General features: G+C 67.8%; 27 protein-coding genes. 16 read left to right on the top strand and 11 right to left on the bottom strand.

Annotated elements, in window-relative coordinates; translation table 11 throughout:
* Positions 1–21 precede the first annotated feature (21 nt).
* The gene (locus OVA31_RS02620) at positions 22–2301 is read left to right on the top strand and encodes a glycoside hydrolase family 3 C-terminal domain-containing protein (RefSeq protein ID WP_267629570.1); all 2280 of its coding nucleotides are present in this window, start codon (positions 22–24) and stop codon (positions 2299–2301) included.
* Here the strand turns inward: OVA31_RS02620 and OVA31_RS02615 are convergent.
* Complete coding sequence (locus tag OVA31_RS02615) at positions 2298–3656, bottom strand: cytochrome P450 (RefSeq protein ID WP_267629569.1); 1359 nt, start codon at positions 3654–3656, stop codon at positions 2298–2300. The genes OVA31_RS02620 and OVA31_RS02615 overlap by 4 nt on opposite strands.
* A 116-nt stretch (positions 3657–3772) precedes the next feature.
* Between OVA31_RS02615 and OVA31_RS02610 the strand changes: the two genes are divergently transcribed.
* The 4 genes from OVA31_RS02610 (at position 3773) to OVA31_RS02595 (ending at position 8347) form a co-directional block, all read left to right on the top strand.
* The gene (locus OVA31_RS02610; protein ID WP_267629568.1) at positions 3773–4429 is read left to right on the top strand and encodes a TetR/AcrR family transcriptional regulator; all 657 of its coding nucleotides are present in this window, start codon (positions 3773–3775) and stop codon (positions 4427–4429) included.
* A gap of 33 nt (positions 4430–4462) precedes the next feature.
* Positions 4463–5239 (top strand): SDR family NAD(P)-dependent oxidoreductase, encoded by a 777-nt coding sequence (locus OVA31_RS02605; RefSeq protein ID WP_267629567.1) that lies wholly within the window; start codon positions 4463–4465, stop codon positions 5237–5239.
* A gap of 151 nt (positions 5240–5390) precedes the next feature.
* Complete coding sequence (locus OVA31_RS02600) at positions 5391–6611, top strand: amidohydrolase family protein (protein ID WP_267629566.1); 1221 nt, start codon at positions 5391–5393, stop codon at positions 6609–6611.
* Between the two features lie 8 nt (positions 6612–6619).
* The gene (locus OVA31_RS02595; RefSeq protein WP_267629565.1) at positions 6620–8347 is read left to right on the top strand and encodes a class I adenylate-forming enzyme family protein; all 1728 of its coding nucleotides are present in this window, start codon (positions 6620–6622) and stop codon (positions 8345–8347) included.
* Between the two features lie 3 nt (positions 8348–8350).
* Here the strand turns inward: OVA31_RS02595 and OVA31_RS02590 are convergent, their stop codons facing one another.
* The gene (locus tag OVA31_RS02590) at positions 8351–9439 is read right to left on the bottom strand and encodes an NADH:flavin oxidoreductase/NADH oxidase (protein ID WP_267629564.1); all 1089 of its coding nucleotides are present in this window, start codon (positions 9437–9439) and stop codon (positions 8351–8353) included.
* Positions 9440–9563: 124 nt separating this feature from the next.
* Between OVA31_RS02590 and OVA31_RS02585 the strand changes: the two genes are divergently transcribed.
* Complete coding sequence (locus tag OVA31_RS02585; protein ID WP_267629563.1) at positions 9564–10331, top strand: enoyl-CoA hydratase; 768 nt, start codon at positions 9564–9566, stop codon at positions 10329–10331.
* A 25-nt stretch (positions 10332–10356) separates the two neighbouring features.
* On the opposite strand, the gene OVA31_RS02580 is transcribed toward OVA31_RS02585, so the two are convergent.
* The 5 genes from OVA31_RS02580 to OVA31_RS02560 all read right to left on the bottom strand — a co-directional run bounded on the left by OVA31_RS02580 (position 10357) and on the right by OVA31_RS02560 (position 16945).
* A complete protein-coding gene (locus tag OVA31_RS02580; protein WP_267629562.1) occupies positions 10357–11505 on the bottom strand; it encodes an acyl-CoA dehydrogenase family protein in 1149 nt (382 codons plus the stop codon).
* 23 nt (positions 11506–11528) lie between these two features.
* Positions 11529–12764 (bottom strand): acyl-CoA dehydrogenase family protein, encoded by a 1236-nt coding sequence (locus OVA31_RS02575; RefSeq protein ID WP_267629561.1) that lies wholly within the window; start codon positions 12762–12764, stop codon positions 11529–11531.
* A gap of 170 nt (positions 12765–12934) precedes the next feature.
* The gene (locus tag OVA31_RS02570) at positions 12935–13231 is read right to left on the bottom strand and encodes a YiaA/YiaB family inner membrane protein (protein WP_164308965.1); all 297 of its coding nucleotides are present in this window, start codon (positions 13229–13231) and stop codon (positions 12935–12937) included.
* Between the two features lie 48 nt (positions 13232–13279).
* The gene (locus tag OVA31_RS02565) at positions 13280–14488 is read right to left on the bottom strand and encodes an AI-2E family transporter (protein WP_267629560.1); all 1209 of its coding nucleotides are present in this window, start codon (positions 14486–14488) and stop codon (positions 13280–13282) included.
* 69 nt (positions 14489–14557) lie between these two features.
* Entirely contained in the window at positions 14558–16945 is a 2388-nt protein-coding gene (locus OVA31_RS02560; RefSeq protein ID WP_267629559.1) for an acetyl-CoA acetyltransferase, read from the bottom strand.
* Positions 16946–17151: 206 nt separating this feature from the next.
* Here OVA31_RS02560 and OVA31_RS02555 point away from each other — a divergent pair, with 206 nt between their 5' ends.
* From OVA31_RS02555 to OVA31_RS02545, 3 genes are all read left to right on the top strand, one after another.
* Positions 17152–17670: a hypothetical protein gene (locus OVA31_RS02555; RefSeq protein WP_267629558.1), complete on the top strand. Its 519-nt coding sequence runs from the start codon at positions 17152–17154 to the stop codon at positions 17668–17670.
* Positions 17671–17780: 110 nt separating this feature from the next.
* Entirely contained in the window at positions 17781–18074 is a 294-nt protein-coding gene (locus OVA31_RS02550; protein WP_267629557.1) for a hypothetical protein, read from the top strand.
* 165 nt (positions 18075–18239) lie between these two features.
* On the top strand, positions 18240–19454 hold the full coding sequence (locus OVA31_RS02545) for an acyl-CoA dehydrogenase family protein (RefSeq protein ID WP_267629556.1): 1215 nt from the start codon (positions 18240–18242) through the stop codon (positions 19452–19454).
* Between the two features lie 19 nt (positions 19455–19473).
* On the opposite strand, the gene OVA31_RS02540 is transcribed toward OVA31_RS02545, so the two are convergent.
* Entirely contained in the window at positions 19474–19941 is a 468-nt protein-coding gene (locus OVA31_RS02540) for a hypothetical protein (RefSeq protein ID WP_267629555.1), read from the bottom strand.
* Positions 19938–20552 (bottom strand): RNA polymerase sigma factor, encoded by a 615-nt coding sequence (locus tag OVA31_RS02535; protein WP_267631378.1) that lies wholly within the window; start codon positions 20550–20552, stop codon positions 19938–19940. The genes OVA31_RS02540 and OVA31_RS02535 overlap by 4 nt, the downstream gene beginning before the upstream one ends.
* Before the next feature lie 196 nt (positions 20553–20748).
* Here OVA31_RS02535 and OVA31_RS02530 point away from each other — a divergent pair, with 196 nt between their 5' ends.
* The 7 genes from OVA31_RS02530 to OVA31_RS02500 are packed head-to-tail and all read left to right on the top strand — an operon-like array spanning position 20749 to position 24772.
* Positions 20749–21252, top strand: coding sequence for an Asp23/Gls24 family envelope stress response protein (locus OVA31_RS02530; RefSeq protein ID WP_267629554.1), 504 nt, complete (start codon positions 20749–20751; stop codon positions 21250–21252).
* Positions 21252–21590, top strand: coding sequence for a hypothetical protein (locus OVA31_RS02525; protein WP_267629553.1), 339 nt, complete (start codon positions 21252–21254; stop codon positions 21588–21590). Before OVA31_RS02530 ends, OVA31_RS02525 begins: the two co-directional genes overlap by 1 nt.
* 13 nt (positions 21591–21603) lie before the next feature.
* The gene (locus OVA31_RS02520; protein WP_267629552.1) at positions 21604–21786 is read left to right on the top strand and encodes a DUF2273 domain-containing protein; all 183 of its coding nucleotides are present in this window, start codon (positions 21604–21606) and stop codon (positions 21784–21786) included.
* Positions 21779–22234: an Asp23/Gls24 family envelope stress response protein gene (locus tag OVA31_RS02515; protein WP_267629551.1), complete on the top strand. Its 456-nt coding sequence runs from the start codon at positions 21779–21781 to the stop codon at positions 22232–22234. The genes OVA31_RS02520 and OVA31_RS02515 overlap by 8 nt, the downstream gene beginning before the upstream one ends.
* Positions 22231–22827: a DUF6286 domain-containing protein gene (locus OVA31_RS02510; RefSeq protein WP_267629550.1), complete on the top strand. Its 597-nt coding sequence runs from the start codon at positions 22231–22233 to the stop codon at positions 22825–22827. Before OVA31_RS02515 ends, OVA31_RS02510 begins: the two co-directional genes overlap by 4 nt.
* A complete protein-coding gene (locus OVA31_RS02505) occupies positions 22824–23381 on the top strand; it encodes a hypothetical protein (protein WP_267629549.1) in 558 nt (185 codons plus the stop codon). The genes OVA31_RS02510 and OVA31_RS02505 overlap by 4 nt, the downstream gene beginning before the upstream one ends.
* A gap of 44 nt (positions 23382–23425) precedes the next feature.
* Positions 23426–24772 carry a WS/DGAT domain-containing protein gene (locus OVA31_RS02500; protein ID WP_324290228.1) on the top strand — a complete coding sequence of 449 codons (1347 nt, stop codon included), beginning with the start codon at positions 23426–23428 and terminating at the stop codon, positions 24770–24772.
* Here OVA31_RS02500 and OVA31_RS02495 read toward each other — a convergent pair.
* The gene (locus OVA31_RS02495) at positions 24721–25668 is read right to left on the bottom strand and encodes a hypothetical protein (protein WP_267629547.1); all 948 of its coding nucleotides are present in this window, start codon (positions 25666–25668) and stop codon (positions 24721–24723) included. The two genes, OVA31_RS02500 and OVA31_RS02495, sit on opposite strands and share 52 nt — an antisense overlap.
* A gap of 92 nt (positions 25669–25760) precedes the next feature.
* Positions 25761–26333 (bottom strand): HhH-GPD-type base excision DNA repair protein, encoded by a 573-nt coding sequence (locus tag OVA31_RS02490; RefSeq protein WP_164308978.1) that lies wholly within the window; start codon positions 26331–26333, stop codon positions 25761–25763.
* Positions 26334–26358: the final 25 nt, after the last annotated feature.

Genomic DNA, 26358 nt, shown 5'->3' with positions numbered 1-26358 from the left:
CGCCTCGGGCAGGCTGGCTTCATGCCGACTCAAACGCCCTCCCCGTCGCGGCCCGGTGACCATCACCGGCGAGCCGCCGAGATCGTCGCCGCCCTGTCGACGACGCAGAAGGCTGCCCTCACGTCCGGAGCATCGTTCTGGCACACGGTGGGATTCACCGACCACGGTGTCGAGCCGCTTATGCTCACCGACGGTCCGCACGGGATTCGCAAACAGGCGGGCGATGCCGACGCCCTCGGCATCAACGACTCGGTTCCGGCGGTGTGTTTCCCGCCTGCGGTGGCGATGGCCTCGTCGTTCGATGCTGCCGCGATCGAGCGAGTCGGAGATGCGCTCGGGATCGAGTGCGTCGCCGAACGGGTCGGGGTGATCCTCGGTCCGGGCGTCAACATCAAGCGGTCCCTGCTGGGCGGGCGGAACTTCGAATACCTGTCCGAGGACCCATATCTGACCGGCCGCATCGGCGCCGCCCTCGTGCGCGGCGTGCAACGTCACGGCGTCGGGACCTCGGTCAAACACTTCGCGGTGAACAACCAGGAACACGAACGTCTCCGGGTCAGTGCGGATGTGGACGACCGGCCGCTGCACGAGATCTATCTCCGGGCGTTCGAGCACATCGTCCGCACCGAAGCGCCGTGGACGATCATGGCGTCGTACAACAAGATCAACGGCGTGTACGCGACCGAGAACACCTGGCTGCTCACCGAGACCCTGCGCGGGCGATGGGGATTCGAGGGGTTGGTGATCTCCGACTGGATGGCGGTCGACGATCGGGTCGCAGCGCTGAGTGCCGGACTCGATCTGGAGATGCCGTCGAGCGGGGACGTCGGGCCGGGCGCGGTGCGGGCCGCGGTCGATCGGGGAGAGGTGGCTGCGGCGGTACTGGATGCGGCGGCCTGCCGGGTGGTCGAGCTGGCGTTGGCCGCCGCGGAGCACGCCACCGATGCCACGACCTACGACCGCGAGGCTCACCACAGCCTGGCGCGGGAGGTGGCGAGGCGCTGTCCGGTCCTGCTGAAGAACGACGTCGTCGACGACGCCGGCCCGGTGCTGCCGCTCGCCCGATCGACGTCGGTCGCGGTGATCGGTGAGTTCGCGCGGACACCGCGCTATCAGGGCGGTGGGAGTTCCAAGATCAATCCCTTCCGCCTCGACGTCGCGCTCGATGAGATGCGATTGCTCGCAGACCGGGACCTCGCAGACCCGGGGATGGTGTCGTTCGCTCCGGGATTCGTGATCGGCGCAACGGAATCCGACGATGTCCTGGTAGCGGAGGCCGTCGAAGCCGCTCGCCGTGCCGAGGTTGCGGTGGTCTTCCTCGGGCTCGGCGACGACGACGAATCCGAAGGTTTCGACCGCACGGACTGGCGTCTGCCTGCGCCGCAGCTCGAGCTGCTCGGGCGGGTCGTCGAGGAGAATCCTCGGACGGTCGTGGTGCTCTCCAACGGAAGCGTGGTCGACCTGGCCGAGGTCGATGCGGCTCCCGCGGTGCTCGAGGGCTGGCTGCTCGGGCAGGCCGGCGGCGGAGCGATCGCCGACATTCTCTATGGTGTGGTCGATCCGTCCGGGCGACTGCCGGAGACGATCCCCGTACGCCTGGCCGACAGTCCGTCCTTTCTGGACTTTCCCGGCGAGCAGCTGCATGTGCGCTACGGCGAGGGGATCTTCGTCGGGTATCGGTGGTACGACGCTCGCGATCTCCCGGTGCGCTATCCGTTCGGACACGGATTGTCTTACACCACGATGGAATTCGACGATCTCGAGGTGAGAGCGACCGAGACGGCGCTCGAGCTCGACGTGACGGTGTCGAATGCGGGTGGTCGTGCGGGACGGGCAGTGGCGCAGGTCTATCTCGGCCTGGACGACTCGGTGGTCGCCCGTCCACCCCGGGAGCTGAAGGCGGTCGGGATCGCTGACCTCGAACCGGGAGGATCGCAGCGTCTTGGACTTCGGATACCGAGATCCGAACTGGCATATTGGGATCGGGTGGCCGACGACTGGGTCGTGGAGAGTGGTACCTACCGGGTGGAGGTCGGTGCATCGAGCCGCGACATCCGGGTGTCGGCCGGCGTCGAGGTGGCCGGCGACGATCGAACCGCACCGGTCGGCCCGTCGTCGACGGTCGGTGAGGTGCTCGATCATCCCGTCGCGGGCCCCGAATTCCGTTCTCGGATCGCGGCATCGATGGGCGTCGACGAACTCGATCCGGCCATCCTGATGATGGTCTCGTCGTTCCCGATCGGCCGGATCTCGCCGATGCTGGGCCTCGACGCCGCCGCGCTCGACGAGTTGCTCGCCTAGCCCGTGGCCGCGCGGCGCCGAAGGGTGACGCGGCCGCCACGGCGGGGGGAGTAGGCAACGCCACGGCTGTGCCACGCCTCGCCGTTGGCCGATGTCGGCTCGATGACGAAGTCCCGCAGCAGGCTTCGCAGGACGACATCCATCTCCATGTGGGCGAACGCGGCGCCGATGCACCGGCGGGTCCCGCCGCCGAACGGCAGCCAGGCCTGTCCCGGAGTGCTCCCGACGAACCGGCCGGGATCGAAGCGTTCCGGGTCGGCGAATTGGCGGCTGTCATCATGGAGGAGGGAGATGGCGACCAGGACGTTGTAGCCCCGTGGGATCCGGTACCGGCCGAGGTCGAGGAGATCGGTGACCACGTGGCGGCCGGCCAGGTCGATGACCGGGCGACTGCGCTGGATCTCCATGATGGTGGCCATCCGGAGCTCGCTGCCACCCTCGTCGGCCTCGTCGACCAGTCTGCGAAGAACGTCCGGATTGCGTTGCAGCCGTTCGATTGCCCAGGCCAACGTGGTCGCGGTGGTCTCGTGGCCGGCCACCAGGAGCGTCAGCAACTCGTCGCCGATCTCGGCGTCGGTCATCGACGAACCGTCGTCGTAGGTGCTCTGCAGCATCAGCGCGAGGATGTCGTCGCGCTCGTCGAGCCGGGGGTCCTCGCGTGCCTTGGTGATGAGCGTCGCGAGGGTGTCGACGTAGATCTGCCTGCGGGTCGCGAAGCTGCGCCGTGGGTCCAGACGGCCCAGGGAGAACGGGAGGTCGGGGGTGGATGCGAGGCGGGAGCCGACCGTCACCAGCGGCGGGATGATGTCGCGCAGGGTGTCGAGCTCGCGCCCGTCTGCGCCGAAGACCGTCCGGAGGATGACATTGAGCGTCACGCGCATCATCGGTTCGAGGGTGGCGAACTCGCTGCCCATTCGCCAGGTCCGTGCCTCGGCGTCGAACTCCTCGGCGACCACGGCTTCGTACTGTTTGATCCTCCGTCCGTGCAGTGGGGGCGTGAGGAGTTTGCGCCGGCGGCGGTGGTCGGTGCCCTCGAGTGCGAACATCGATCCGTCGCCGAGGATGCGGCCCAGATTCGGCCGGACGTTGACGACCTGGTCGGTTGGCGTGGTGAACAGCTGCTTGGCCATGGTCGGATCGGCGATGACGACAACCTTGCCGAACAACGGGATTCGGAGTGTGAACGCCGGGCCGTACCGACGGGCGAACGCGGCGAGTGTCTGCCGGCGCCGGGCCACGAACCCGAGCCCCTGCACGAACGCGGGCAGATGCGGTCCGGGTGGCAGCACCGGCGACGGGTCGGACGATGTGATCGAGTCGGCGACGGATCCTCCGACGGGTTGTGCGGCGACCATGTGCGGTTCCCTTCCCGGGGGTCCGGTGGCGGCGACGGCTGGTACAGCGGCGTACCGGTCCGACGGTACGCTCGCGTTCCGCGTTGCCGCAAGGGGTGGCGCCGTATGGTTGGAGGGTGTCCGATGCAGCTGTGTCCCAGGCGGCGCCGACGGTGGCCGACGCCGCGACGGGTTCAACCGGCGCCGGCGGCGAACGGGTGTCACCGCTGCGGCAACGCCTGCTCGATGCCATGGCCATGTGCCTGATGGAGCACGGATATCGGGCGACCACGGTCGCCGATGTGGTGCGGGTGGCCCGCACGTCCCGCCGGTCCTTCTATCAGGAATTCAGTGACAAGCAGGCGTGTTTCGTCGACCTGTTGCAGACGACCAACGACAGCATGGTCGGGGCGATCGCCGGTGCGGTCGACCCGGCCGCCGAGTGGCGAACGCAGATCCGGCAGGCCGTCGAGGTGTACGTGTCCGTCACCGACGAGCATCCGGAGATCGCGTGGAGCTGGATTCGTGAGCTGCCGGCACTCGGCGAGTCGGCGCGGCGCGTGCAGGTCGAGGCGATGGAGTCGCTGATCGATGTGCTGGTGCCGTTGACCGACAATCCGCAGATGCGCGCCGCGGGTATCGCCCCGATGAGCCGCGAGATCGGTGTGATGATCTGGGGTGGCATCCGTGAACTCGCGGCCTCGGCACTGGAGGAGGATCGCTCGCTGCACACCATCGTCGAGCCGGCGGTCGCCGCGTGTATCGCGTTGGTGGGTGCGAACATCGAGGGTTGATCGACCACCGAAATCCATACTATGTTGTCGACGGTGGCAATAGATCTGCAATTGGACGGTCGACGGGCTCTGATAACCGGGGCCGGGCAGGGCGTGGGCAGAGGGCTGGCCCTGGCCTTCGCCGATGCGGGGGCCGAGGTGCTGGTGAACGACCTCGGTCGGGAGCGCGCAGATGCCGTGGTCGACGAGATCCGGTCCGCGGGTGGCGCGGCCACCGCGGTTCCGTTCGACGTGACCGATCACCATGCCGTCGCGGATGCGGTCGCCGCGTCGGGGACGATCGACATCCTGGTGAACAATGCCGGCAACGCCGGTGCGGGCCAGTTCACGGTGGGTCGTCGCTTCGACGAGACCGATCCGGTCGACTGGGAGCCGTTCATCCAGGTCAATCTCTACGGCGTGATGCACTGTACGCATGCGGTGCTGCCGGACATGATCGTCCGGCGGTGGGGCCGCATCATCACCATCGTCTCCGACGCGGCACGCACCGGTGATCGCAACAGCGCCGTGTACGCGGCGGCGAAGGCCGGCGCGGCGGGGTTCATGCGATCGATCGCGATGGAAGGTGGACGCCACGGGATCACCGTGAACAGCGTCGCGCTCGGCACGATGCGCACCCCGCTCACCGAGGCGCTCTGGGACGATCCCGATTCGCCACGTGCCAAGGCGGTGCTGCAGAACTATCAGATCCGGCGGCCCGGAACTCCCGACGACCTCGCGCATCTCGCGGTTCTCCTCGCCGGCGATCAGGGTTCGTGGATCACCGGGCAGACGATCCCGGTCAACGGCGGGTACTCCTTCGCCCTCTGAGCATCCCGCTGCCGGCAGCCGACTGAGGTCGGCTCGGCAACGTGATCGCGTCGGGTCCGACGATACGGCGACAAATACAGTTAGACCAACAGTAAGCTGACCCGTAATGTGGTCGGCAGTGCCGGCCGGAGATTATGAGGAGGCGGGGAGAATGCAGGTCGATTCCCGAACGCGAATCAGTGGGGCCGGCGTCACGTACGACCGACCGGTCGACTGCGACAACCACTATTACGAGACGATCGATGCGTTCACGCGGCATCTGGACCCCGCGTTCACGCACCGTGGCATCGAGGTGATCAGTCGTGGCACCCACACCGAACTCCTGGCCGGCGGAACCCTCTTCGAGTTCGTGCCCAACCCGACCTTCGATCCGGTCGTCGTGCCGGGTTGTCTGGATCTGATCTTCCGGGGTCAGGTCCCGGACGGAACCGACCCGCGAACTCTGATGGAGGTGGAACCGCTCCACCCCGCCTACCAGGACCGTGATGTCCGGATCGACACGATCTCGCGGCAGAAGATGTCGGCCGCCATCCTGCTGCCGACGCTCGCCTGCGGGGTCGAGGAGGCGCTCAAGGACGACATCCCGGCCTTGATGGCGAGTATCACCGCTTTCAACCGATGGCTCGACGACGAGTGGGGGTACGCATATCAGGGGCGCATCTTCGCGGCACCCATGCTGTCGTTCGCGGATCCCGACGAGGCCGTGCGGGAGATCGATCGCCTCGTCGAACGCGATGTGAAAGTGGTCTATGTCCGGCCGGCGCCGGTGCCGGCCGGACACGGCACCGGCAGATCATTGGGCGACAAGGTGTTCGACAAGGTCTGGGCCCGACTCGCCGAGGCCGACATCGCGGTCGCCTTCCACCTCAGTGACAGTGGTTACAACGGCACGGTCGCGCGGGCATGGGGTGGCCCCGACCGTTTCGTCCCGTTCCGCAATCCGAGTGTCCTCGCCACCATCGTCGTCTCCGACCGCGCCATCCACGACACGGTCGCCTCCCTCGTCGTCGGTGGGGTCTTCGAGCGGCACCCCACGCTGCGTGTAGCGAGTATCGAGAACGGCTCCGACTGGCTCGCGCTGCTGCTCAAGCGACTTCGTAAGCAGGCCAACCAAACTCCGTGGGTGTTCGTCGAGGACCCGCTCGACACGCTGCGCAGGCACGTGTGGGTCTCGCCGTACTACGAAGAAGACATCGGGGCGCTGGCCGACCTCATCGGGGTCGAGCGTGTCATGTTCGGTTCGGATTGGCCGCACGGTGAAGGCCTGAGTGAACCCACCGATTTCGAGAACGGACTCGGCGAATTCGACGATCAGGAGGTCGATCAGATCATGCGTACCAATGTCCTCGATTTCCTCGGCATCGCGGTCTGAGGCCTACCGTGACGCTCAGCCCGACTGCCGGTACCTACTCCGCCGACTACGCCGATGACCCTGCGCTCGAGGGCTTGATGAGGCCCGGGGCCCCGTTCGAGACCACCGAGGTGATCATCGACGGCCACCCCGTTCGCGCGTACGCGAACATCCCCGGGACCCTCATCGAGATCTTCGAGGCGATGCGGGCACACGACGACACGACACATCTCGTCCATGAAGACGATCGGCTGACGGTCCGCGATGTGCGTGCGCAGGCACGCTCGCTCGCCGCACGCTTGGCCCGGGACTTCGGCGTGCGCCAGGGAGATCGGGTGGCCATCGTCATGCGGAACTTCCCCGAGTTCGTCACCAGCTGGTGGGCATCGGTGGTGCTCGGGGCCGTTGCGGTCCCGATGAACTCGTGGTGGAAGGGGCCGGAGCTCGGTTCGGCGATCACCGAGGCGGACCCGGCCGTGATCATCGCAGATGCCGAGCGAGTCGACCGTCTCGTCGCCCTCGGTGACCTGTCGGTTCCGATCATCGGTGTCCGGCCCGACGGTGCGGGTCATCGGGGTGAGGTCGCGTTCGACGACCTCATCCACGGAGGCCCGTTGGGCAGCGACGATTTCGCCGTTGTCGGGACCGACGACGTCGCGGCGATCCTGTACACGTCGGGCACCACCGGACGACCCAAAGGGGTGGTGATCACCCATCGCGGCATCATCACCAATGTGATGAACATGGGGTTCATGGCGCTCCGCGAGGTCCTCGTCTCCGGTCGCCAGTCGCCGCCACGGTCCGGTCAGATGGCCGGGATCATGGTCGCGCCGCTCTTCCACATCGGTGGCATCGCGGCGATCGTCGGCAGCGCCATGGGCGGCAGCAAGACTGTGCTGCTGCCCAAATGGGATGTCGAGGACTTCATCCGCCGGGCCCACGAAGAACAGGTCAGTGGCCTGGGTGGGGTGCCGACGATGGCTCGGGAGTTCCTCGAGCACCCGCGCGCAAAGGAGTTCAACGGGCTGGCCGCGTCGTTCACCTGTGGAGCCGCGAACGTCCCTCCGGAGCTGCCACGACTGGTGCGCGAGGTGCTCGGCGAATCGGTCCAGATCGTGAACGGCTACGGGCTCACCGAGACGACGTCGGCGATGGTGAGCAACGTCGGGGACGAGTACACGGCCCACCCCGACAGTGTCGGGCGTCTCAATCCCACCGCGGACCTGCGTGTGGAGGGACCGGCAGGCGAGCCGCTCGGGGTCGGGGAGACCGGCCAGCTGTGTTTCCGTTCACCGCAGGTCGCCAAGGGGTACTGGCGCAACCCCGAGGCGACCGCAGAGTCGTTCGTGGACGGGTGGTTTCGCAGTGGCGATCTCGGATACATCGACGACGACGGGTTCGTCTACGTCGTCGACCGGGTGAAGGACGTCATCATCCGAGGCGGCGAGAACGTCTACTGCGCCGAGGTCGAGGCTGTCCTCTACGAGCACCCGGACGTCCTCGACGTCGCCGCTGTGGGGGTGCCGGACCGGGTGATGGGAGAGAGGGTGTGCGCGGTCGTCGTGCCGAGACCGGGGACCACGCCGGACCTGGCCGAGTTGCGCACCTTCGCCGACGTGCGCCTGGCCACCTTCAAATGCCCTGAGGCGCTGTATCTCACATCCGACATGCCCAGGACCGCCACCGGCAAGGTCGCGAAGAAGGTCTTGAAGACTCAGGTGCTCGCCGATACCGACGCCGTGATCCGAGTGCGCTGAACGCTATCGCCAGGCGCCTCGGGAGTACTGGGCGGGGTACGGAGCGTCCCGATGTGAGACCCCGAGTTCGTATGCGGCGCGCAACGGCCAGGCGGGCTCACGGAGCGCGGCGCGTGCCAGCAACACCGCCGTGACGTCGTCGTCGCCCGCGACCTTCTCGGCCTGATCGGGCTGCGTGATGAGCCCGACTGCAGCGGTGGCGATCCCGGACTCACGGTGTACCGAGCGCGCGAAGTCCACCTGGTACCCGGGCCCCACCGGGATGTCGGCCTCCACGTTGCCGCCGGTCGACACGTCGATGAGGTCGACTCCGCGGTCACGGAGCAACCGGGCGAGCCGGCCACTGTCCGCGGGAGTCCATCCGCCCTCGGTCCAGTCCGTGGCGGAGATGCGGACGAACAGCGGCTTGCCGTCCGGCCACGCCTGGCGGACCGCCTCGGCCACCTCGAGCACGATCCGGACGCGATTGTCGAAACTTCCGCCGTACGAGTCGTTCCGCTCGTTGGACAGCGGCGACAGGAACTGGTGCAGCAGATAGCCGTGCGCCGCATGGATCTCGACAACGTCGAAACCGGCGGCATCGGCGCGGCGGGCCGCGTTCGCGAACGCGTCGACCACCTCGGCGATCTGGTCGGTGCTCAGCGCGACCGGCTCGGCGAATCCGTCGAAGGCGATCGGCGACGGTCCCACCGTGGTCCAGCCACCCTCGGCCGCGGGCACGCTGCCGGAGTGCTCGGCGAAAGGCGAATACACCGACGCCTTGCGCCCGGCGTGTGCGAGTTGGATGCCGACCGTAGCGCCCTGCGCGTGCACGAAATCGGTGATCCGCCGCCACGCCCCGGCCTGCGCGTCGTTCCAGATCCCTGCGTCCTGAGCGCTGATGCGTCCGTCCGGCGTCACCGCCGCCGCTTCGCTCAGGACGAGCCCGAAACCCCCGGTCGCCCGGGCACCCAGGTGCACGAGGTGCCAGTCGGTGGGCACGCCGTCACCGGCGAAGCAACTGTACTGGCACATCGGGGCGAGCCAGATGCGGTTGGGGATCTCGAGATCGCGGATGGTCAGCGGGTCGAAGAGAGCGGGACTGGTGGTCACGTGAGAGTAGAACGTCGGGAACTTCACGAGAGATTCCCGGTTCGGCGCACGGATTGTCTCGGAGTCCGACGGGCACCGAGCCGAAACGCGTCTCGCCGACGCGCAGAGCGAGGAGAGTGGAGATATGTCCATTGCTGTCACCACCGACGCTTCGCTCGGTGTCATCACTCTCGACGACGAGCGCCGTCGCAATCCGCTCTCGACCGAGACGATGCGGTCCGTCACCGAGGCGCTACGACAGTTCGACGCGGACCGGGACGTACGGGTGATCATCGTCCGCGCACTCGGTCCGGCCTTCTCCGCGGGCCATGATCTCGGTGAACTCCTCGACCGCACTCTCGAGGACGAGCGGGCTGTCTTTGCCGTGTGCACGGACTTGATGTCCGCGATCCACGCGGTACGGCAACCGGTGATCGCCGAGGTCGCCGGAATGGCCTTCGCTGCGGGCTGCCAGCTCGTCGCCACCTGCGACCTCGCCGTTGCCGGTGAGTCGGCCCGGTTCAGCACGCCCGGCGTGCGGATCGGTTTGTTCTGCTCGACGCCGATGGTCGCCCTGACGAGGGCGATCGGGCGAAAGCGGGCGATGAAGATGCTGCTCACCGGTGACGCCGTCGACGCGGCCACCGCGGCCGACTGGGGCCTGGTCAACGATGTGGTCGAAGACAGCGAACTTCCGACGGCCGTCAGGGATCTGGCGTTACGGATCGCAGGATCGAGTGCGTCGACCCTGGCGATCGGCAAGGCGGCGTTCTATCAGCAGGTGGACCGCGCAGAGGACGAGGCCTACCTGCTGATGCAGGAGACCATGGCGACCAACGCGATGACCTGCGACGCTCAGGAAGGCATGTCGGCTTTCCTGGAGAAGCGGACGCCGGTATGGACGGACTCGTGAGGAGTACGCCCGGGTCGGCTGCCGCTCAGTTCGCCGTAAGCCGCGCAAACCTCGCCACATGCGCGTCGGCCGAACCGAACTCGTACTCGATCGCGGTGAGCCGGCGGAAGAAGTGGCCGATGGCCAGCTCCTCGGTCATGCCCATGCCCCCGTGCAGCTGGACGGCGTTCTGTCCGATGAAGCGGGCCGCCCGGCTGATCGTCACCTTCGCCGCGGAAACCGCGGCCGCTCGCTCGGCCGGTGGCGCATCGAGCGTGAGAATCGCGTAATACTGTGCGGCCACTGCCTGTTCGAGCTCGATGTACATGTCGACCATCCGGTGCTGCAGTGCCTGGAAGCTCCCGATCGGGGCCCCGAACTGCTGCCGCTGCTTCGCGTACTCGACCGTGTCGTCGAGGACCTTCCGCATCGCGCCGACGGCCTCCGAGACGACCGCCGCGGTCGCCTCGTCCCACGCCCGCTCGAGGAGGGGGACAGCCGCGCCCTCTGGGCCGATGAGCGCGTCGGCGTCGAGCCGCAGATCGGTGAGAGTGATGTCGGCGGCTCGCCGATCGTCGATCGTGCGAACCGTGTGCATGGACAGGCCGTCGGGCACCGCGTCGCCGCCGAGGTCGACGAGGAACAGTGACAGACCGTCGCGGTCGCGGACGTCACCCGAGGTCCGCGCCGTGATGATCAGGTGGTCGGCGATCGGTGCCGACGTGACCACTGCCTTGGCACCGTTGAGGGTCCAGCTGTCCCCGGACCGTTCGGCGTGGGTGGCGACATGATGGAGCATTCCGCCCGAGCCGTCTTCGATCGTCGCGAGTGCCGAGACTCCCGTCCCGGCAGCGATCTTCGCTGCGACGGCCAATGCGCGGTCGGAGCCGGTGCGTTCGAGCAGCCGGGCGCCGAGGACGACCGAATCGACGAACGGCTCGATGACGAGTGCATATCCGAGCGACTCGGTGACCACCATGAGTTCCTCTGGGCCGCCGTCGTCGCCGCCGACCGATTCGGGCAGGCAGGCGCCGATCACGCCGAGTTCATCGGCGAAGGAACGCCAGATCTCGGGTTGCCAGCCGGCGCCGACCTTGGCGACCTCCCGGCTCGTCGTGAGGTCGTAGCGGGCGGCCAGGAATTTGGTCAGGCCGTCGCGGAGCAGTTGCTGTTCGGGGGTGAGTGTGAAGTCCATGACGTGAGTTGCTCCGTTGCTTTCTAACCGAGTCCGAGGGCGGCTTTGGCGAGGATGTTGCGCTGGATCTCGTTGCTGCCCGCGTAGATCGATCCCGCGCGGTCGTTGAGGTAGTGCAATGGAGCCACCGCCTGCCAGGTCTCGCCGCTGACGTAGCCGTCGGCGGGTGCCTCGTACTGCGCGATCGGCCCGCCGGGTACGGCCGCGTGTGGCTGGTAGACCCGGCCGTGTGGACCGGCCGCCTCGAGGTCGAGTTCGGTGATGTGCTGACTGAGTTCGGTTCCCAGGATCTTCAGCATCGACGCCACCGAACCGGCGTCGCCGCCCGAGCTCATCGCGGCGAGGGCGCGGTACTCGAGCACCTCGAGGACCTTGGCCCGGATCTGTGCGTCCGCGAGTTTGGCAGCGAACGCCGGCTCATCGATGAGCGGCGCCCCCGATGGTCCGGTCACGGTGGCGGCACGTTCGGAGATGTGCTCGCACATCACCTGGAGTGCGGGTGCGACCGCGCCACCGCCGCGTTCGAAGATGAGGAGGTACTTGGCGACGGTCCAGCCGTCGTCGATGCTGCCGAGCACGTTGGCCTTCGGCACTCGCACGCCGTCGAAGAACACCTGTGCCTGGATCTGCTCGCCCGACGCCATCACCAACGGCTGGATCTCGATACCCGGCGAACGCATGTCGATGAGCACGAAGGTGATGCCCTGCTGCTTGCGCTCCTGCCGCGACGTCCGGACCAGGCAGAAGATCCAGTTGGCCTCTGCCGCGTGGGTGGTCCAGATCTTGCTGCCGGTGACCACCAGGTCGTCGCCGTCGCTGACCGCGGCCATGGACAGGGACGCGAGATCAGAGCCTGCCTCCGGCTCGGAGTAGCCCTGACAGAAGAAGACGCTGCCGTCGAGGATGCCGGGCAGGAAGTGATCCTTCTGCTCCTGCGTACCGAAGGCCATGATCGCGTGGGAGACCATGCGAATGCCCATGGGGGACAGGGCAGGTGCACCGGCGAGGACGGACTCCCGGCTGAAGATGTAGTGCTGGGTGAGGGTCCAGTCGCAACCGCCGTACTCGACGGGCCACGCCGGTGCGGCCCAGCCGCGCTCGTGCAGGATGGCCTGCCAGGCCATGGATGCCTCGTGATCGGCATACACGCTGGTGCTCAAACGGCCTGCGGCACGCAACTCGGGCGTGAGGTTGGCTTCGAGGAACTCACGTACCTCGTCGCGGAACGCGATGTCGGCATCCGACCACGTCATATCCATCGAAGTGTCACCCCTGTCTGCGCTGCACCACTCCGTGGGCGCCGCCTATCAGATATATGTTCTCAGTCGAATGTACGTCAGGGCACCCGTGCCAGGAAAGCCGGATGCCCGGATCACGTATCGCGACTCGGAGGTCGGACACGCGATCCGGGCGATGGGCGGGGTGATGCTCAGGCGACGCGGTTGAAGGGATCGTGGTCGGCCATGATCTTGTCCATCCGTGCCTCGTCGAGTCGGGCGCGGACCGTCGTCTGTTCCTGCCGATCGCGGACGACCTTCGCCAGCGTGAACGTGCTCGAGGTGAGGAACAGAAGCGTGATCGCGAGGAAGCCTCGCTGCCACGGGTCGAGGGGGAGGTAGAGGATGCCGACGATCGCGGTCGCGAGGCTGACCCCGAAGGCGATGGCGGCCTGGGCGTAAAACGCGGCGGTGGTGACGGTCTGGGGGATCTCGTTCGAGGTGCTCATGACGATCAGATTCCCAGCAGGCGAGCCCGGGCGGATGCGTGTGATTACTCAGGCGGGCTGAGTAGTCCCGCCGGAATCGGTGCTTCCGGGACCGTCGGGACCGCTTGCCTCGGGGCCACCGGTCTCGGGGCCTGCGGAGCCGCCGGGCTCCTCGGGCGGGTCGGGGGATTCGTCTGCCGGCGTCGGCTGATCCTTGGGCGCCGACGACGCGAGCAGGACATCGACCCAGCGGGTGGATGGGTCGATGTCGATCAGCAGAGCCTTCGACATCAGGGTCAGCGGGACCGCGAGAATGGCGCCGAGCGGTCCGATCACCCACGCCCAGAACACCAACGACAGGAAGGTTAGCGTGGTCGACAGACCGACCGCGTCTCCGACGAACTTCGGCTGGATCACCGACTGGATCACGATGTTGATCGCGCTGTAGACGACGATCACCAGCAGCATCTGCCCTACGCCACCGTCGAGCAGGGCGAGCAGGGCAGGCGGGATCACACCGATGACGAACCCGATGTTGGGGATGTAGTTGGTGATGAACGACAGCAGACCCCACAGGATCGGCAGCGGTACCCCGAGCAGCCACAGCGCGCCGGTGTCGAGGACCGCCACGATCAGGCCGAACACCGTCGACACCAGCAGATAGCTGCGCGTTCCCCGCGCGAAGCTGCTGAAAGCCATTGCAATGTCGGCACGTTGACCGCGCAACACCGCGATCCGCTTGTCGAACGAGATCGCATCCGCCGCCATGAACAGCAGCACGGTGATCACCAGGATCAACGCCGACGCGACCGAGAGCGTGCTCTCCAGCAGATCGCCGACGTAGCCGATCGCCTTTCCCGGGTCGATGTGCTGAATCATGTTGTGCACTTGTTCCTGGCTGACCCCGTGGTCGGTGAGGAACTTCTGGAAGTTGTCGAGCAACTGCTGGAACTTGTCGGAGTACTCGGGCAGGATCGTCGCGAGTCTGGCGATGGAGAAGACCAGGGAACCGAAGAGCACCAACAAGATTCCGTAGACGGCAAGGAGTGTCGCCACAAAGGCGAGCCACGTGGGGCACCCCTTGCGGCGCAGCCATGCGGGGATCGGCTGGACGGCGACGGTCAGCATCAGCGCGAGGAAGACCGGGCCGACGAGGCCGGAGACCGCCTTCATCCCTCCGACGGTGACGATCAGCCCGGTGATAGAGAGCAGCACGATCGTGCCGCGGGGTATCGACCACCCCTGCGTCGGATCGGCTTCGGGTTGCTCAACTGTCATTGTCAGCCTCTCGTCGGTCGCGCTGATCCTAACCCTCGGAGAGCGCTGAGGCGTGGAGCACGCGGACGCTCAGCGACCCGTCCAGCGCGGCGATCGTTTTGACACGAAGGCCGTGATGCCCTCGATGGTGTCCTGGCTGACCAGGAGACTGTCGAGGGCGGTCGAGGTCGCGTCGATGGCGTCGATCTCGTCAGGGATCACCGCGGCCGACTCCATCGCCCGCAGCGATTCGCGCACCGACGTGGGCGAACTCGTCAGCACTTCGTCGGCGACCGCGCGTGCCAGCGACATCACCTCACCGGCAGGCGCGATCCTGCTCACCAGTCCGGCCGACATGGCCTCGGACGCGTCGAGACGTCGTCCGGTCAGGATCATGTCGCGCGCAAGGGCGCCGCCGACCGCCGCGGGCAGCCGCACGAGGCCGCCTGCGACCGCGGCGAGACCCACCTTGACCTCCGGCAGTCCGAAGGTGGCGTGCTCATCGGCCACGACGACATGACATGCGAGCGCGATCTCGCACCCGCCGCCCAGCGCGTAGCCGTTGACCGCCGCGATGACCGGCTTGGGCCGATGACGTCGCGAGGTGAGGCCGGCGAATCCGTTCTTCGGTACCTCCAGTCCCGCGCCGGACGTCTGTGCGAGGTCGTTGCCCGCGGAGAATGCCTTGTCGCCTGCGCCGGTCAGGATGGCCACCCACAGTTCGGGATCGGCGAAGTAGGCGTCGAAGATCGCGTCGAGTTCGGCGTTGGCGGCCGGATTCAGCGCATTGCGGGCCTCGGGCCGATTGATGGTGACCTCGAGGAGGTGACCGTCGCGTCGGATCTCGACATGCTCGTACTGCTCACGGAATGCCGGCGCCGTCGGCGGGTGGCGGCGGACCATCGCGGCCCGGCTGGTGTAGACCCGGTTGCCGCTCGCAGACGATCGGACGTAGACGCGCGTACCCACCGGATCGTCGGCGGCGAGCATGTCGAACATCGCGTCGTCGTCTTCGTCGACGTTGGCGACGAACCGTGCGCCGTCGGTCACGCGACCGATCACGACGCCCTTCCGGCGACCGTCCTTGCCCGGGACAACCGTGAAGGTCTCGATGGTCGCGGGACCGTCGGCGTAGTCGATAGGCCGGACGGTCGGCGCGCTGTCGACCTCTTCCTGCACACCGGCCGAATCCGCCGGATGCCACGCGTCGGGCCGCGCACTGTAGACGCCGACCGATGTCTTGCTGAGGATGCCACCGTTGGCGACGACCAACGCGTACGACTCGGGCGCGGTCCGGACCCGTTCCACGGCCTCGGCGATCGCGTGCAGCGAGTAATTGTTGCCCGGGCCGCCGAAGAAGGGGAGGCCGCCGGTGAGGGTCAGCCCGCGGGCATCGTCAGCGGTGATCCCGAGTGGGTCGATCACGTTGGAGACCGCGATGGGGAAGCAACTGTAGATGTCGACGAACGACACGTCGTCGAGGCCGATCTCGGCGACGTCGAGGGCGTGGCTGACGGCGGCCGCAGCGGCCGGCCCCGTGCTGAGGTCCGGGCGCTTCATGAGGGTCTGCTCGCGGACGTCGGCGTGCCCGTGCAGGAACACCCATCGTGATGGGTCGACACCGAGCGCTCGGGCCTGACCGACCGATAGGATCACGGCGGCCGCGGCCTGATTGACCTGGTCGCGAGCGACCAGCAGGCGCGTGAACGGGTCTGCCACCACGCGGTTGTCATCGCCCACGGTGACAAGCTCGTCGGCGCCACGCGCCGTCGGCGCGGCAGCATGCGGGTTACCGGCCGCGATCTGTGACAGTGGCGCGAACAACTCGCCCATGGTGCGCGCGTACTCGTCGCGGCCGAGACCGAGTCGATGGCGGCGCGCGTTCTCGAGGACGGCATATTGCGTCATCGGCGCGATGAGGCCGTGCTTGGCCTCCTGGTGTGAGGTGAGGCCCGCGATCGCATAGCCGCGGTCCTCGAGTTGACCGCCCACCTGTTCCGAGAGATCGGGTCGTCGGTCTTCGGGGGTGGTCGACATGAGATGGCGGACGGTCGACATGATCTCGGCGCCGAAGAGCACTGCGGCCGTGGACCGTCCGGCCTGGATCTCCACCGCGAACTCGGTCAGCAGGCTCTGGGGGCTCTGCCCGCCCGTCACCCCGACGACCGCGCGCCGTGGATCCATCCCGATCCGCTTGGCGACCGCGCGCGGCATGTTGTCGGGTCGGCCGAGGGGCGAGGTGGAGAGCGGACTCGACTCCTCGAAGGTCCGCACACCGACCACCGTGTCGATCTCGGCCGCGATGGATGGTGCCGCGACGCCGGAGTCGGTCAGTGCCGCCTCGACCGCGCGGGCGGCGAGGTCGGCCTCGCTCAATCCTTCGTAGCCGGTGTCGGTCAACCGCTCGGAGGCCTGGCCGACACCCACGACCACCGGGGTGTTCGGGTCGAGTTCGGACAGCTGAGCGGATCGTGGCATCGGATGACCTTCCGGGACAACGTTCGGATGACGGGCCATCTGACCATTGATCGATGGCAGTGTGCGGGATCCATTAATCCACCCGGTGTCGTCGGTGGGTGCACCGACCCCCGAACATGTTCCACTGCGCTGACACGACGATGATTACGAGCTATCGTTGATTACAAGTAATCATCCGCGCAACAGCGCTTGACGAGGGAGTCGACATGACCGAGACGGAGACCTCTGTGGCCGGCTGGCTGACGGGACGACTTCCCGACGGCCTCTTCACCACCGCGCCGGAGGTGCGGGTGGATCGTGAGGAGATCACTGTCATCGGCACGATCGGCCCGCCCGACGTCGATGAGGGGGCCGAGCCGGCAGCGGTGCGGCAGGCGGAAGCCGGGCGTATCGCCCGATTCCGCGAATCGACGCGCGATCAACGGATCGAGGTGGCCCGGGAGGCCGAGCATCGGTTCGACCGCAAGGTGGCGTGGGGAGTTCGGTGTGGCGAGACGTCGCAACTGTTCACCCATCTCGCGGTGCCGGTGATGACCAGGCTGCGTCAACCGCAACGCCAGGTTCTGGACACGCTCGTCGCCGCCGGGGTGGCCAGGAGTCGCGCGGATGCCTTGTCGTGGTGCGTGAAACTCGTCGGGCAGCACACGGATTCGTGGCTCGACGAACTGCGCGAAGCCATGAGCAAGGTGGACGAGATCCGGGACGCAGGCCCGGCTGTCGACTGAATCTGCCGAATCGTGCTCGCGTGCGCCCCGAGACGTTGTTGACATCTGGCGTCTGAGGGGTTGGCTGGAGGCATTGGTCGTGTCCGACAGCTGATCGAGAGGAACCACCCATGGGCGAGACGCAGAAGCGGCTGAGGCGACAACGTCTGGTTGTGCCGACGATGTGGCTGGCCTACGTGGCAGCTCTGATCGGAACGGTCGCCGCGGCGGTGACCGTGGTTGCGTTGGCGAGCGAGCGCTACGCCGTAGGGGTCGTGGTGGCTGTGGTGGCCGTCGTGCTGTTCGGCGCCGCCTATGTGATCTACCGAGTCGACAACCGGGTCGAGGGGCGGCCCGAAGCGCAACGCGATGTGGCAAAGGGCCGTCGGGCCAAGTACCGGAGCGTGTATCCCCGTCAGAAGTGACCGAGTCGCGTCGTGATGTTCGCGTGGACGGACGATCCCGGGAGCGTCGGTCCACAGGGCCCGGGTGGGCAGGTTTAGGTCACGCGGCGCGGAAGACTTCTCGTGCCGGTGGTCGGCGATCAGACTGTGCACGCCGATCGACCTGCACCGAGGAAAGGTACCCCCGTGACCGCGCATGTGACCGCGACGACCGACCGGAGCTCGTATACAGATGCCGAGCTCGACGAGATCTTCTCTCCCGTGTTCGCACGGATCGCCGAGGGCGCGGTGCGGCGCGAGGTGGATCGTCGTCTGGCCCATGACGAGGTCGGATGGCTGAACGAGGTCGGGTTCGGCGCACTGCGGGTGCCCGTCGAGTTCGGCGGCTACGGCGCATCGGTGCGCCAGCTGTTCCGTCTGCTCATCGATCTGGCCGGTGCCGAATCAAATCTGCCGCAGGCTCTGCGGGTGCACTGGTCCTTCGTCGAGGATCAGCTGGTGTCCTCGGCCACGGCCACCCGTGAACGGTGGCTGCGGGCGGTCGCCGACGGGACGCTGGTGGGCAATGCCATCACCGAACCGGGCGTCGGCGCGATCGATCGCTACCAGACCAGGCTCACCGCCGACGGTGACTCCTGGCGCCTCGACGGCACCAAGTACTACAGCACCGGCAGTCTGTACGCCGACCACATCCTGGTCGCTGCCGACCAGGACGGGGAGCGGGTCTCGGTGCTCGTCGCCGGCGATGCGGCGGGGGTCACCCAGCATGACGACTGGGACGGCTTCGGCCAGCGTCTGACGGCCAGCGGCACAACGGAGTTCGCCGGTGTCGCGGTTTCGGCCGACCAGATCCTCGGTCCTGGTTACGGAGTCGGGGGCCGGACCTACGCGACCTCGTATCTCCAGTTGGTGCAGCTCGCCGTGCTGGCCGGGATCGCCCAGCGCGCCCTCGACGACACCTCCGCCTGGGTGCGTGATCGCACGCGCACCTACACCCATGCGCTCGCCGACCTGCCCCGGCACGACCCGCTGGTGCAGCAGGTGATCGGCCGGCTGTCGTCGGCGGCCTACACGGCACGCACGCTCGTCCTGGACATCGCCGCGGAACTCGACGAACTCCTCGACGCAGGCGGGCAGGACGAGCAACTCCTGGATCGAGTCGAATTCGATGTCGCCCGCGCGCAGCAGGCCGTGATCTCCACGGTCCTCGATGCGACGACGCAGCTGTTCGAGGTCGGGGGAGCGTCGATCACGTCCGAGTCGCTGCGTCTCGACCGGCACTGGCGCAACGCGCGCACCATCTCCGTGCACAATCCCCTGATCTACAAGCTGCAGGCCATCGGCGATCACGTACTCAACGGCGCTGATCTGCCGTACGCGTGGAGTGCGGGCCGCCGCTAGCAGTTCACTCGGCAGATCCTCAGGTGAGCCATTCCCGGGTGTAGACGTCCTGCCACCGCACCGTGATGTTCTGCCGTGCGGTGGCGGTCGTTTGCCGGCCGAGCGCGGCGACGAGGACGTCGTCCACCACATCCCGCACATCGTCGGAGCGCGCGGGCAATTCGTCGTGGTACTGGGCGATCAGGCCTATCCGGATGCCGTCGATCAGGTCGGCCCCGCCGTCGACCGCCACGAACACGACGAGCCGCCCGAGGGTCGACCGGATGCGGATCGACAAGAGCTGCTTGATGATCCGGTCGCTCACCGCGACACCCGGGGTGTCGGTGGTCAGGGTCCGCGCGGGTCGACGCACGCGGCTGAGGTTTGCCGAGATCGCATCGATCAGGCGTTGGACGTCGCCGGTCGGCTCGTCGAGCCGACGACCCGCCTCCACCAGCCAGGCGTCGGTCTCGTCGGAGTGCTCGTCGTCGACGTGTAGATCGTTCACGGTTGCGCTCCTTTCCGATGGTGTTCGGCCTGTTCGGGCCCGAGGTGGCCACGATGGACGGTGTCGGGCGGCGGGTCGGGGCGCCAGGGGGCCAAGCGCGCCGACAGGTATCGACGGCTGCGCTGGAGGTGGCCACGGACCGAGCCGGTGCTGATCTGCAACACCCGTGCGATCTCGTCGAGGGACAGCCCTTCGGCCTCGCGCAGCCACCAGGCGGCCCGGGACGTCGGGGGGAGGTTGGTCAACTCGTGCCGGAGGGCATCGACCAGCGACGAGTGCTCGGCCTGCTCGGCAGGTAAGGGAGCGGGATCGGCCAGCTCCGCGAATCGCCCCTCGTCGGTCGGCACGTCACGACGGCGCCGATGGTGGTCGACTGTCCGGCGATGTGCGATGGAGAACATCCAGGTGCGAAAAGTGCTCCGGAAAGCGAAGTCGGGCAGGCTCTTCCACGCGTGCAGCAGGGTCTCCTGTGCGAGATCCTCGGCTGTCGGGGGATCGCTGACCATGCGGCGCAGATACCGCAGGAGTCCGGGTGAGACCCGCGCGACCAGGACGGCGAACGCCTCGCGATCGCCGACGGCCGCCGCGGCCGCCAGCTCGTCGTCGGACATCTCGCTCAACGACAGGGGGGCCGCGGCGCCGCGTCGACGATCCAGGGCCGTGACGTCACCGCCGCCGGCCCCAGGGGCGGTCGCTCCGGAGGTGTGATCGGCGTCACCCGAATCCATGCGTGCGCTTTCGGTGTCCACTGCGACTGACTCTATACACGGGTCGCAAGGATCTGTTCAGAAGAGTGAAGGGGATCGTATGTCCGATACGACCAATCGTCCGCAGGCCGCCACCGCCGAACCCGTCTCGACGGGTGTCTCCTCGGGATCGTCCGGCAAGAGCCTGGCACTGGCCAAGAACGACTCATCGCTGGTCGGCGAACGGGGCAAGACTGCCATCTCCGACATCGTGGTGGCCAAGATCGCCGGGATCGCGACTCGTGAGATCGACGGCGTGCACGACGTCGGCGGCGCGACCGAGCGCGTCGTGGGGAAAGTGCGTGACGTACTCCCCGGAACCGCCACCAGCACCACTCAGGGCATCAACGTCGAGGTCGGTGAGCTCCAGGCCGCGGTCGACGTGTCGATCGTCGCCGATTACGGGGTCGCCATCCATCAGTTGGCAGCCGCCATCCGCCGCAACGTCATCGCGGCCATCGAGCAGATGACCGGTCTCGAGGTGACCGAGGTCAACGTCACCGTCCACGACATCCACTTCGACGACGACGACGAATCCGTCGACGAGGAACCGCGCGTGCAGTGATGTCCGACGACGTGACCATCGCTTCGACCAGGGCCCGGGAGATCGCCGACGTGGTGACGGCAGTTCCCGGCGTCACCGGTCTGTACGGCGGGGTGTTCGGCGAGATCGCCACCTACCTGCCCGGCGGTCGCGTGACCGGGGTGGTCGTCGACGACGACTCCGCGCACGTCCATGTCGTCGTCGACATGGACCACGACCTCCGCGGCGTCGCCGATCGGGTCCGCCGCCGCATCGAGGAGCTCACCGGCCTACCGGTCACCGTGACCGTCGAGGACATCAGTGTCCACACCGACCGGCTCGGTGCGGATCCCACCGACGGCCCTCCCACAGACGATTGAGGATGGAAAGTACATGGCCAACAACGCGACAATAGGTCTGATCGCCGGTCTGCTCCTCGCCATAGCAGCGACGACGGGCGGATTCGGCGGCTTCGTGCTCGCACTGGTCCTCGGCGCGGTCGGCCTGGCGATCGGGCTGCAGCGCGACGGGGCGGTGGATCTGGGCGCACTGCTGCGGAGTCGAAATCGTGGCTGAGACGCTCACCGCCGACCCCGGCTCGCTCAGCATCGCCGATCGGGTCGGTGAAAAGATCGCCGTCCGTGCGGCTCTCGACGTCGACGGGGTGGTCCGCCATCAGACCTCGCTCGGTTCGATGCTGTCGGGCGCCACCCCGGGGCGAGCTGTTGCAGGCGGCGACTACCCACAGGCGTCGGTCGACATGTCCGTGACCGCTCCGTCGGTTCGTCTGACCATCGCCGTCCGATGGCCGTGCCGGTTGACCGACGTCTGTCGGAAGGTGCGCGGTGTCACGGCCGACGAACTGGCCCGACTGACCGGCGTCCGGCCCGGGCGGGTGGACGTGACGGTCGCGGCAGTGTTGTCGGGTGCCGCCGTCTCCGCCGACCGCCCGGGTCCCGGTTTCGTCGAGCTGCCGCCCCCGGCACCGCAACCGGCCCCCGCCGACGGGGAGGTCCGGTCATGACGGCCTCCACGACCACGGGCTCCGACCGATCGACCGCGGCCAAGACGGCAGACACCCACGACGCCAAGGTCTTTGCGCCGGCCGCCAATCCGGCCGCGACGATCGTCGGCTGCGTGATCGGTCTGGTGCTGCTGGGCGTCGCGGCGGTGGCCGTCCGCGATCTGCTGGTCCAGATCGGCTGGTTGTCGGGTTCGGCATGGACCCGTGACGCGGCGGACCGGGTGGCCGACCTCGGGTGGTCGGACTGGATGTGGCCGGTGGCCGTCACCCTGATCGTGATCGGCGTCGCGATGATCTGGCTCGCCGTGAAACCGCGCCGCCGAACGCACCTGAGCCTCAAGGGTTATGAGGTCATGTGGACCCGTCGTGGTGACCTCGCCCGCCGGTGCAGTAACGCTGCATCCGGCCTAACCGGCGTCGACCACGCGACCACGGTGGTCGGTCGTCGAACCGTCAAGGTCCGGGTCACCGTGACCGACGCCGCAGACCTCGGGGACATCGATCGGGTCGTCGGCGACGTGCTGGCGGACATCGACGCGCCGTTGCGTGCGAAGGTGCGGCCGGTCGGCCGGCGGAGCGGTGATCGAGCATGAACCGCGGACCCGCCGCGTGGCATCGGCTGACCGTGGGACTGTTCGGTGTGGTGTTCCTCGTGGTGGGACTCGGCGCCATCCTGTGGCGCACGGATGTCACCCCTGTGCGGGACCGGATCGAGCGGATCGACGAGGGATGGGTGGCGCGGTTCGCGGACACGGGCTGGTGGCCGGTGGTCCTGATCGGGTTGGCGCTGCTCGCGGTGATCTGGGGCTGGCGACTCATCGCGGCGACGATCCGGCCCGGGAAGGTCGATGACCTCGTCCTGCAGGGCTCCGACCAGAGCGGCAGCCTGACCGTGGCGCCGAAACTGATCGCAGGCGCCGTTGCCGATGAGCTGGCATCCGACCCCAGGGTGGACCGTGCGGTCGCGAAGGCGACGGACGATCGCGGCCGCAAGATCATCCGCTTGACGGTGACCGCGACGCCGACGCACAGCTATGCCGAGATCGCCGGGTCGGTCGGCGAGGCCGTCGAGGACATCCGAGAGGCGCTGGACGGAGCCGACATCCACGTTCAGGCGCTTGTCCATCTGGAGCCACGGGCGACCTGATCGGGTGCATCGGGACGACTTGTTACCGTGATCGGGTGACGCGGATGGAGCCCGCCGACTCCCGGATGTACTGGCTGTCGGCCGCGATTCCCAACGATCAGTTCCTGCTGTATTGCTTTGCCGATCAGCAGGTTCCGATGGCCGATCTCGCCGAGGGACTGCGCCGTCGCGCGGGCCGGGTGGCAGATCTGGGTCTCCGGGTGTGCGACGTCCCGTTGTCGCTCGACCATCCGCTCTGGGTGCATCGGCCCCCAACGCCAGATCAGGTCGTCGTCCATACCGGCATCGACGCCTGGTCGCGGTGCCTCGAGCGGGTCGGGGAGCTGACGGCCGACCAGCTCGTCGCCACCCGGACCTGTTGGCGGTTGCATCTTCTCGGCCCGATCGCGGACACCCCACGAGGCCCCGGGGTGGTCGCGGTGCTGCAGATCACCCACTCGCTCGGTGACGGGCGACGTACGTCGCAGATCGCCCGTGATCTCTTCGGCGAGCACCACCTGCGCACGGCCACCAGGGCTCCGACCGACGCGCTCCCGCCCGTCCTCGCCGGGTCATCGGCGGCCGTGCGTGGAGCACTCGCGACGCCGGTCCGGATCGGCCGGATGCTGTGGCGGGGTGTCGAGGCCTTCCGCGCGGTCGGCGCCCGCCCGCCGTCGGCGAGACCCGGATATGCGCTGACACAGCTCAACAGACCTCCCGGCGCTCGGCGGACACTGCGGGTGGTGGTGGTCGACCGGACCACGTTGCCCGCCGGCCACACCGTGACGGTCGGTGCGCTGACAGCCATCTCGATCGCGCTCGAGAGGTACCTGGGGGCAGGTGCCGAGCCGATCGGGGCCGAACTGACCATCGGACGTAATGCTCGGGCGAAGGCGCGTAACAACTTTCGCAATGCGGGTATCGACCTCCACGTCGAGGTGGCGGACCCTTCCGGACGCGCACGACTCATCGCGGGGGAGATCGCTCGCGCCGCCGATACCGACGATGAACCCGCCCGGGTGGCCGAGAGGCGGGCCTCCGATGCCACGCCGGCCTTCCTCGGGCACTGGGGGACAAGGCAATTCGACGCAGACGCGCCACCGGAGAGGGTGACCGGCGTGACGGTGGTGTCGTCGGTGTACCGCGGCGTCGCCGACCTCGCGCTCGGCGGTGGGCCGGTGCTGTTAACCACCGGATTCCCCGCCCTGTCGCCCGCGCAGGGCCTGACCCACGGGGTCCACGGCATCGGGGATGCGATCGCGATCTCGGTGACCACGAGCCCGGAGGTGATGCCCGACGTGGAACGCTACGTCGATCTGCTCACCGACGCGTTGGCACTGGTCGCCACGATCGACGGCCGTCAGGATTCGGCCGGGCCGCCGCCCGGTTCGCCGGAGCCCGACCGCGGATAGCCGTTGCGTTCGGAACCGTCGGTGATCGACGGCGTGCCCGACGAATGTCCGGAACCACCCTTGGAACCCCGGGTGAGCCGCTTCGGGAGCCGGTCGGCGAGCCCGCCGAGCGGCGCCACGGTCTGATTGAGCAGATCGACGGTCTCGGCGAGCTCGTGCACCGTGTCCTGCATGGCGAGCAGATTGGGGGCGAGCTGTCCGATCACCTCGGTCAGTTCGGTGATCCGGTCCAGCGGCCCGTCGGGTGCGATGGCGCGCTCAACCGCGCCGTTCTCGCCGACGAGCTGATCGAGCAGTCCGCCGTCCTCGGCCATGCGGTCCAGGACACCTCCCGACACGGTCACCTTCTCCAGGACGCCGTCCGGGGAGGTGAGCTTGTCGACGATGCCGCCCTCGGAGGTGAGGCGCTCGAGGATGCCCTCGCTCTCGGTGAACTGATCGACCACGCCACCCGGCCGGGTGAGCCGGTCCAGCGGGCCGTCCTTCGCGGTGAGCCGAACCAGGATGCCGCCGTCCTCGGCCATCTGGTCGAGCAGCCCGCCGCTGGTCGTCAGTTTCTCGAGGAGTCCGTCGGGAGCGGTCAGCCGGTCGATCACGCCGTCCGGGTTGAGGAGACGTTCGAGGGGTCCGCCCGCGGCCAGAATCCGCCCGAAGGGCCGGTCCGGTCCGAGCAACTCGGCAAGCTGGTTCAGGAGGGCGATGGGGGTGCGGGCGCTGCCGAGTTCGTCGCCGGAGAGGCCGAGCGCGACATTCACCTCGTGCTGAACACTGCTCGCGGTGATGCGTGCGATGGCGACGGCCGATTCGGCGGCGGTCAGCACCACACCGGTGACCGCGAAACCGAGGCGAAACGGCAGTTCGACGACACTGCGGGTGTCGACGCTGTTCGAGTCCATGTGCTGACCCTAGGACACCGATGGCCTGCGGCACAGCATCGCCGGGTCGCCGACGTCAGCGGGGGACGGCCGGCGTCACCCCTTGTGTGCCCTCACGCCTGCTGTGCGGCCTTGGCCGCTTTCGCCGCCTTCTTGAAGTCGCGGACCTTCTGCAGGGATTCCGGATCGGTGACGTCGGCGACCGAGCGATACCCGGCCTTGCCGTAGTCGCCGACCACTTTTGTCCACCCCGCGGGCTTCACGCCGAGTTGTTTGGCCAACAGGGCGGTGAAGATCTTGGCCTTCTGGTCCCCGAAACCGGGAAGTGCGCGCACGCGCGCGAACAGATCGGCACCCGACGACGCCTCGGTCCAGATCCGTTCGGTGTCACCGCCGTACTCGTCGACGACCACCCGGGCCAACCCTTGGACGCGGCCGGCCATCGACCGACCGTAGCGGTGGATGGCAGGCGGTGTGGCACACAGATCGGCGAACGAATCGGGTTCGGCGGCGGCGATGGCGCCCGGATCCATGGTGCCGAAGCGGTCTCGGATCTTGGCCGGACCCGCGAAGGCCCGCTCCATCGGGAACTGCTGGTCGAGCAACATCCCGGTCAGCAACGCGAAAGCGTCGGTCGAGAGCAACGCGTCGGCGGCCGGGTCCTGGGCAATCTGGAGATTCGCCATGGGCCCATCTTAGTAACCCCTAGAC

The organism is Gordonia sp. SL306 (assembly GCF_026625785.1).
Lineage (GTDB): Bacteria > Actinomycetota > Actinomycetes > Mycobacteriales > Mycobacteriaceae > Gordonia.
This window is presented reverse-complemented; position numbering and strand designations above follow the sequence as displayed.

Excerpts from the sequence above, each read along its gene's own strand:
- OVA31_RS02600 (WP_267629566.1), top strand. The coding sequence starts at position 5,391 with ATGCAGGTCGATTCCCGAACGCGAATCAGTGGGGCCGGCGTCACGTAC.
- OVA31_RS02490 (WP_164308978.1), bottom strand. The coding sequence starts at position 26,333 with ATGGCGAATCTCCAGATTGCCCAGGACCCGGCCGCCGACGCGTTGCTC.
- OVA31_RS02570 (WP_164308965.1), bottom strand. The coding sequence starts at position 13,231 with ATGAGCACCTCGAACGAGATCCCCCAGACCGTCACCACCGCCGCGTTT.
- OVA31_RS02620 (WP_267629570.1), top strand. The coding sequence starts at position 22 with ATGCCGACTCAAACGCCCTCCCCGTCGCGGCCCGGTGACCATCACCGG.
- OVA31_RS02575 (WP_267629561.1), bottom strand. The coding sequence starts at position 12,764 with ATGGATATGACGTGGTCGGATGCCGACATCGCGTTCCGCGACGAGGTA.
- OVA31_RS02495 (WP_267629547.1), bottom strand. The coding sequence starts at position 25,668 with ATGGACTCGAACAGCGTCGACACCCGCAGTGTCGTCGAACTGCCGTTT.
- OVA31_RS02580 (WP_267629562.1), bottom strand. The coding sequence starts at position 11,505 with ATGGACTTCACACTCACCCCCGAACAGCAACTGCTCCGCGACGGCCTG.
- OVA31_RS02500 (WP_324290228.1), top strand. The coding sequence starts at position 23,426 with ATGGAGCCCGCCGACTCCCGGATGTACTGGCTGTCGGCCGCGATTCCC.
- OVA31_RS02510 (WP_267629550.1), top strand. The coding sequence starts at position 22,231 with ATGACGGCCTCCACGACCACGGGCTCCGACCGATCGACCGCGGCCAAG.
- OVA31_RS02550 (WP_267629557.1), top strand. The coding sequence starts at position 17,781 with ATGGGCGAGACGCAGAAGCGGCTGAGGCGACAACGTCTGGTTGTGCCG.
- OVA31_RS02565 (WP_267629560.1), bottom strand. The coding sequence starts at position 14,488 with ATGACAGTTGAGCAACCCGAAGCCGATCCGACGCAGGGGTGGTCGATA.
- OVA31_RS02555 (WP_267629558.1), top strand. The coding sequence starts at position 17,152 with ATGACCGAGACGGAGACCTCTGTGGCCGGCTGGCTGACGGGACGACTT.
- OVA31_RS02505 (WP_267629549.1), top strand. The coding sequence starts at position 22,824 with ATGAACCGCGGACCCGCCGCGTGGCATCGGCTGACCGTGGGACTGTTC.
- OVA31_RS02520 (WP_267629552.1), top strand. The coding sequence starts at position 21,604 with ATGGCCAACAACGCGACAATAGGTCTGATCGCCGGTCTGCTCCTCGCC.
- OVA31_RS02525 (WP_267629553.1), top strand. The coding sequence starts at position 21,252 with ATGTCCGACGACGTGACCATCGCTTCGACCAGGGCCCGGGAGATCGCC.
- OVA31_RS02535 (WP_267631378.1), bottom strand. The coding sequence starts at position 20,552 with ATGTCCGACGACGAGCTGGCGGCCGCGGCGGCCGTCGGCGATCGCGAG.
- OVA31_RS02615 (WP_267629569.1), bottom strand. The coding sequence starts at position 3,656 with ATGGTCGCCGCACAACCCGTCGGAGGATCCGTCGCCGACTCGATCACA.
- OVA31_RS02560 (WP_267629559.1), bottom strand. The coding sequence starts at position 16,945 with ATGCCACGATCCGCTCAGCTGTCCGAACTCGACCCGAACACCCCGGTG.
- OVA31_RS02530 (WP_267629554.1), top strand. The coding sequence starts at position 20,749 with ATGTCCGATACGACCAATCGTCCGCAGGCCGCCACCGCCGAACCCGTC.
- OVA31_RS02585 (WP_267629563.1), top strand. The coding sequence starts at position 9,564 with ATGTCCATTGCTGTCACCACCGACGCTTCGCTCGGTGTCATCACTCTC.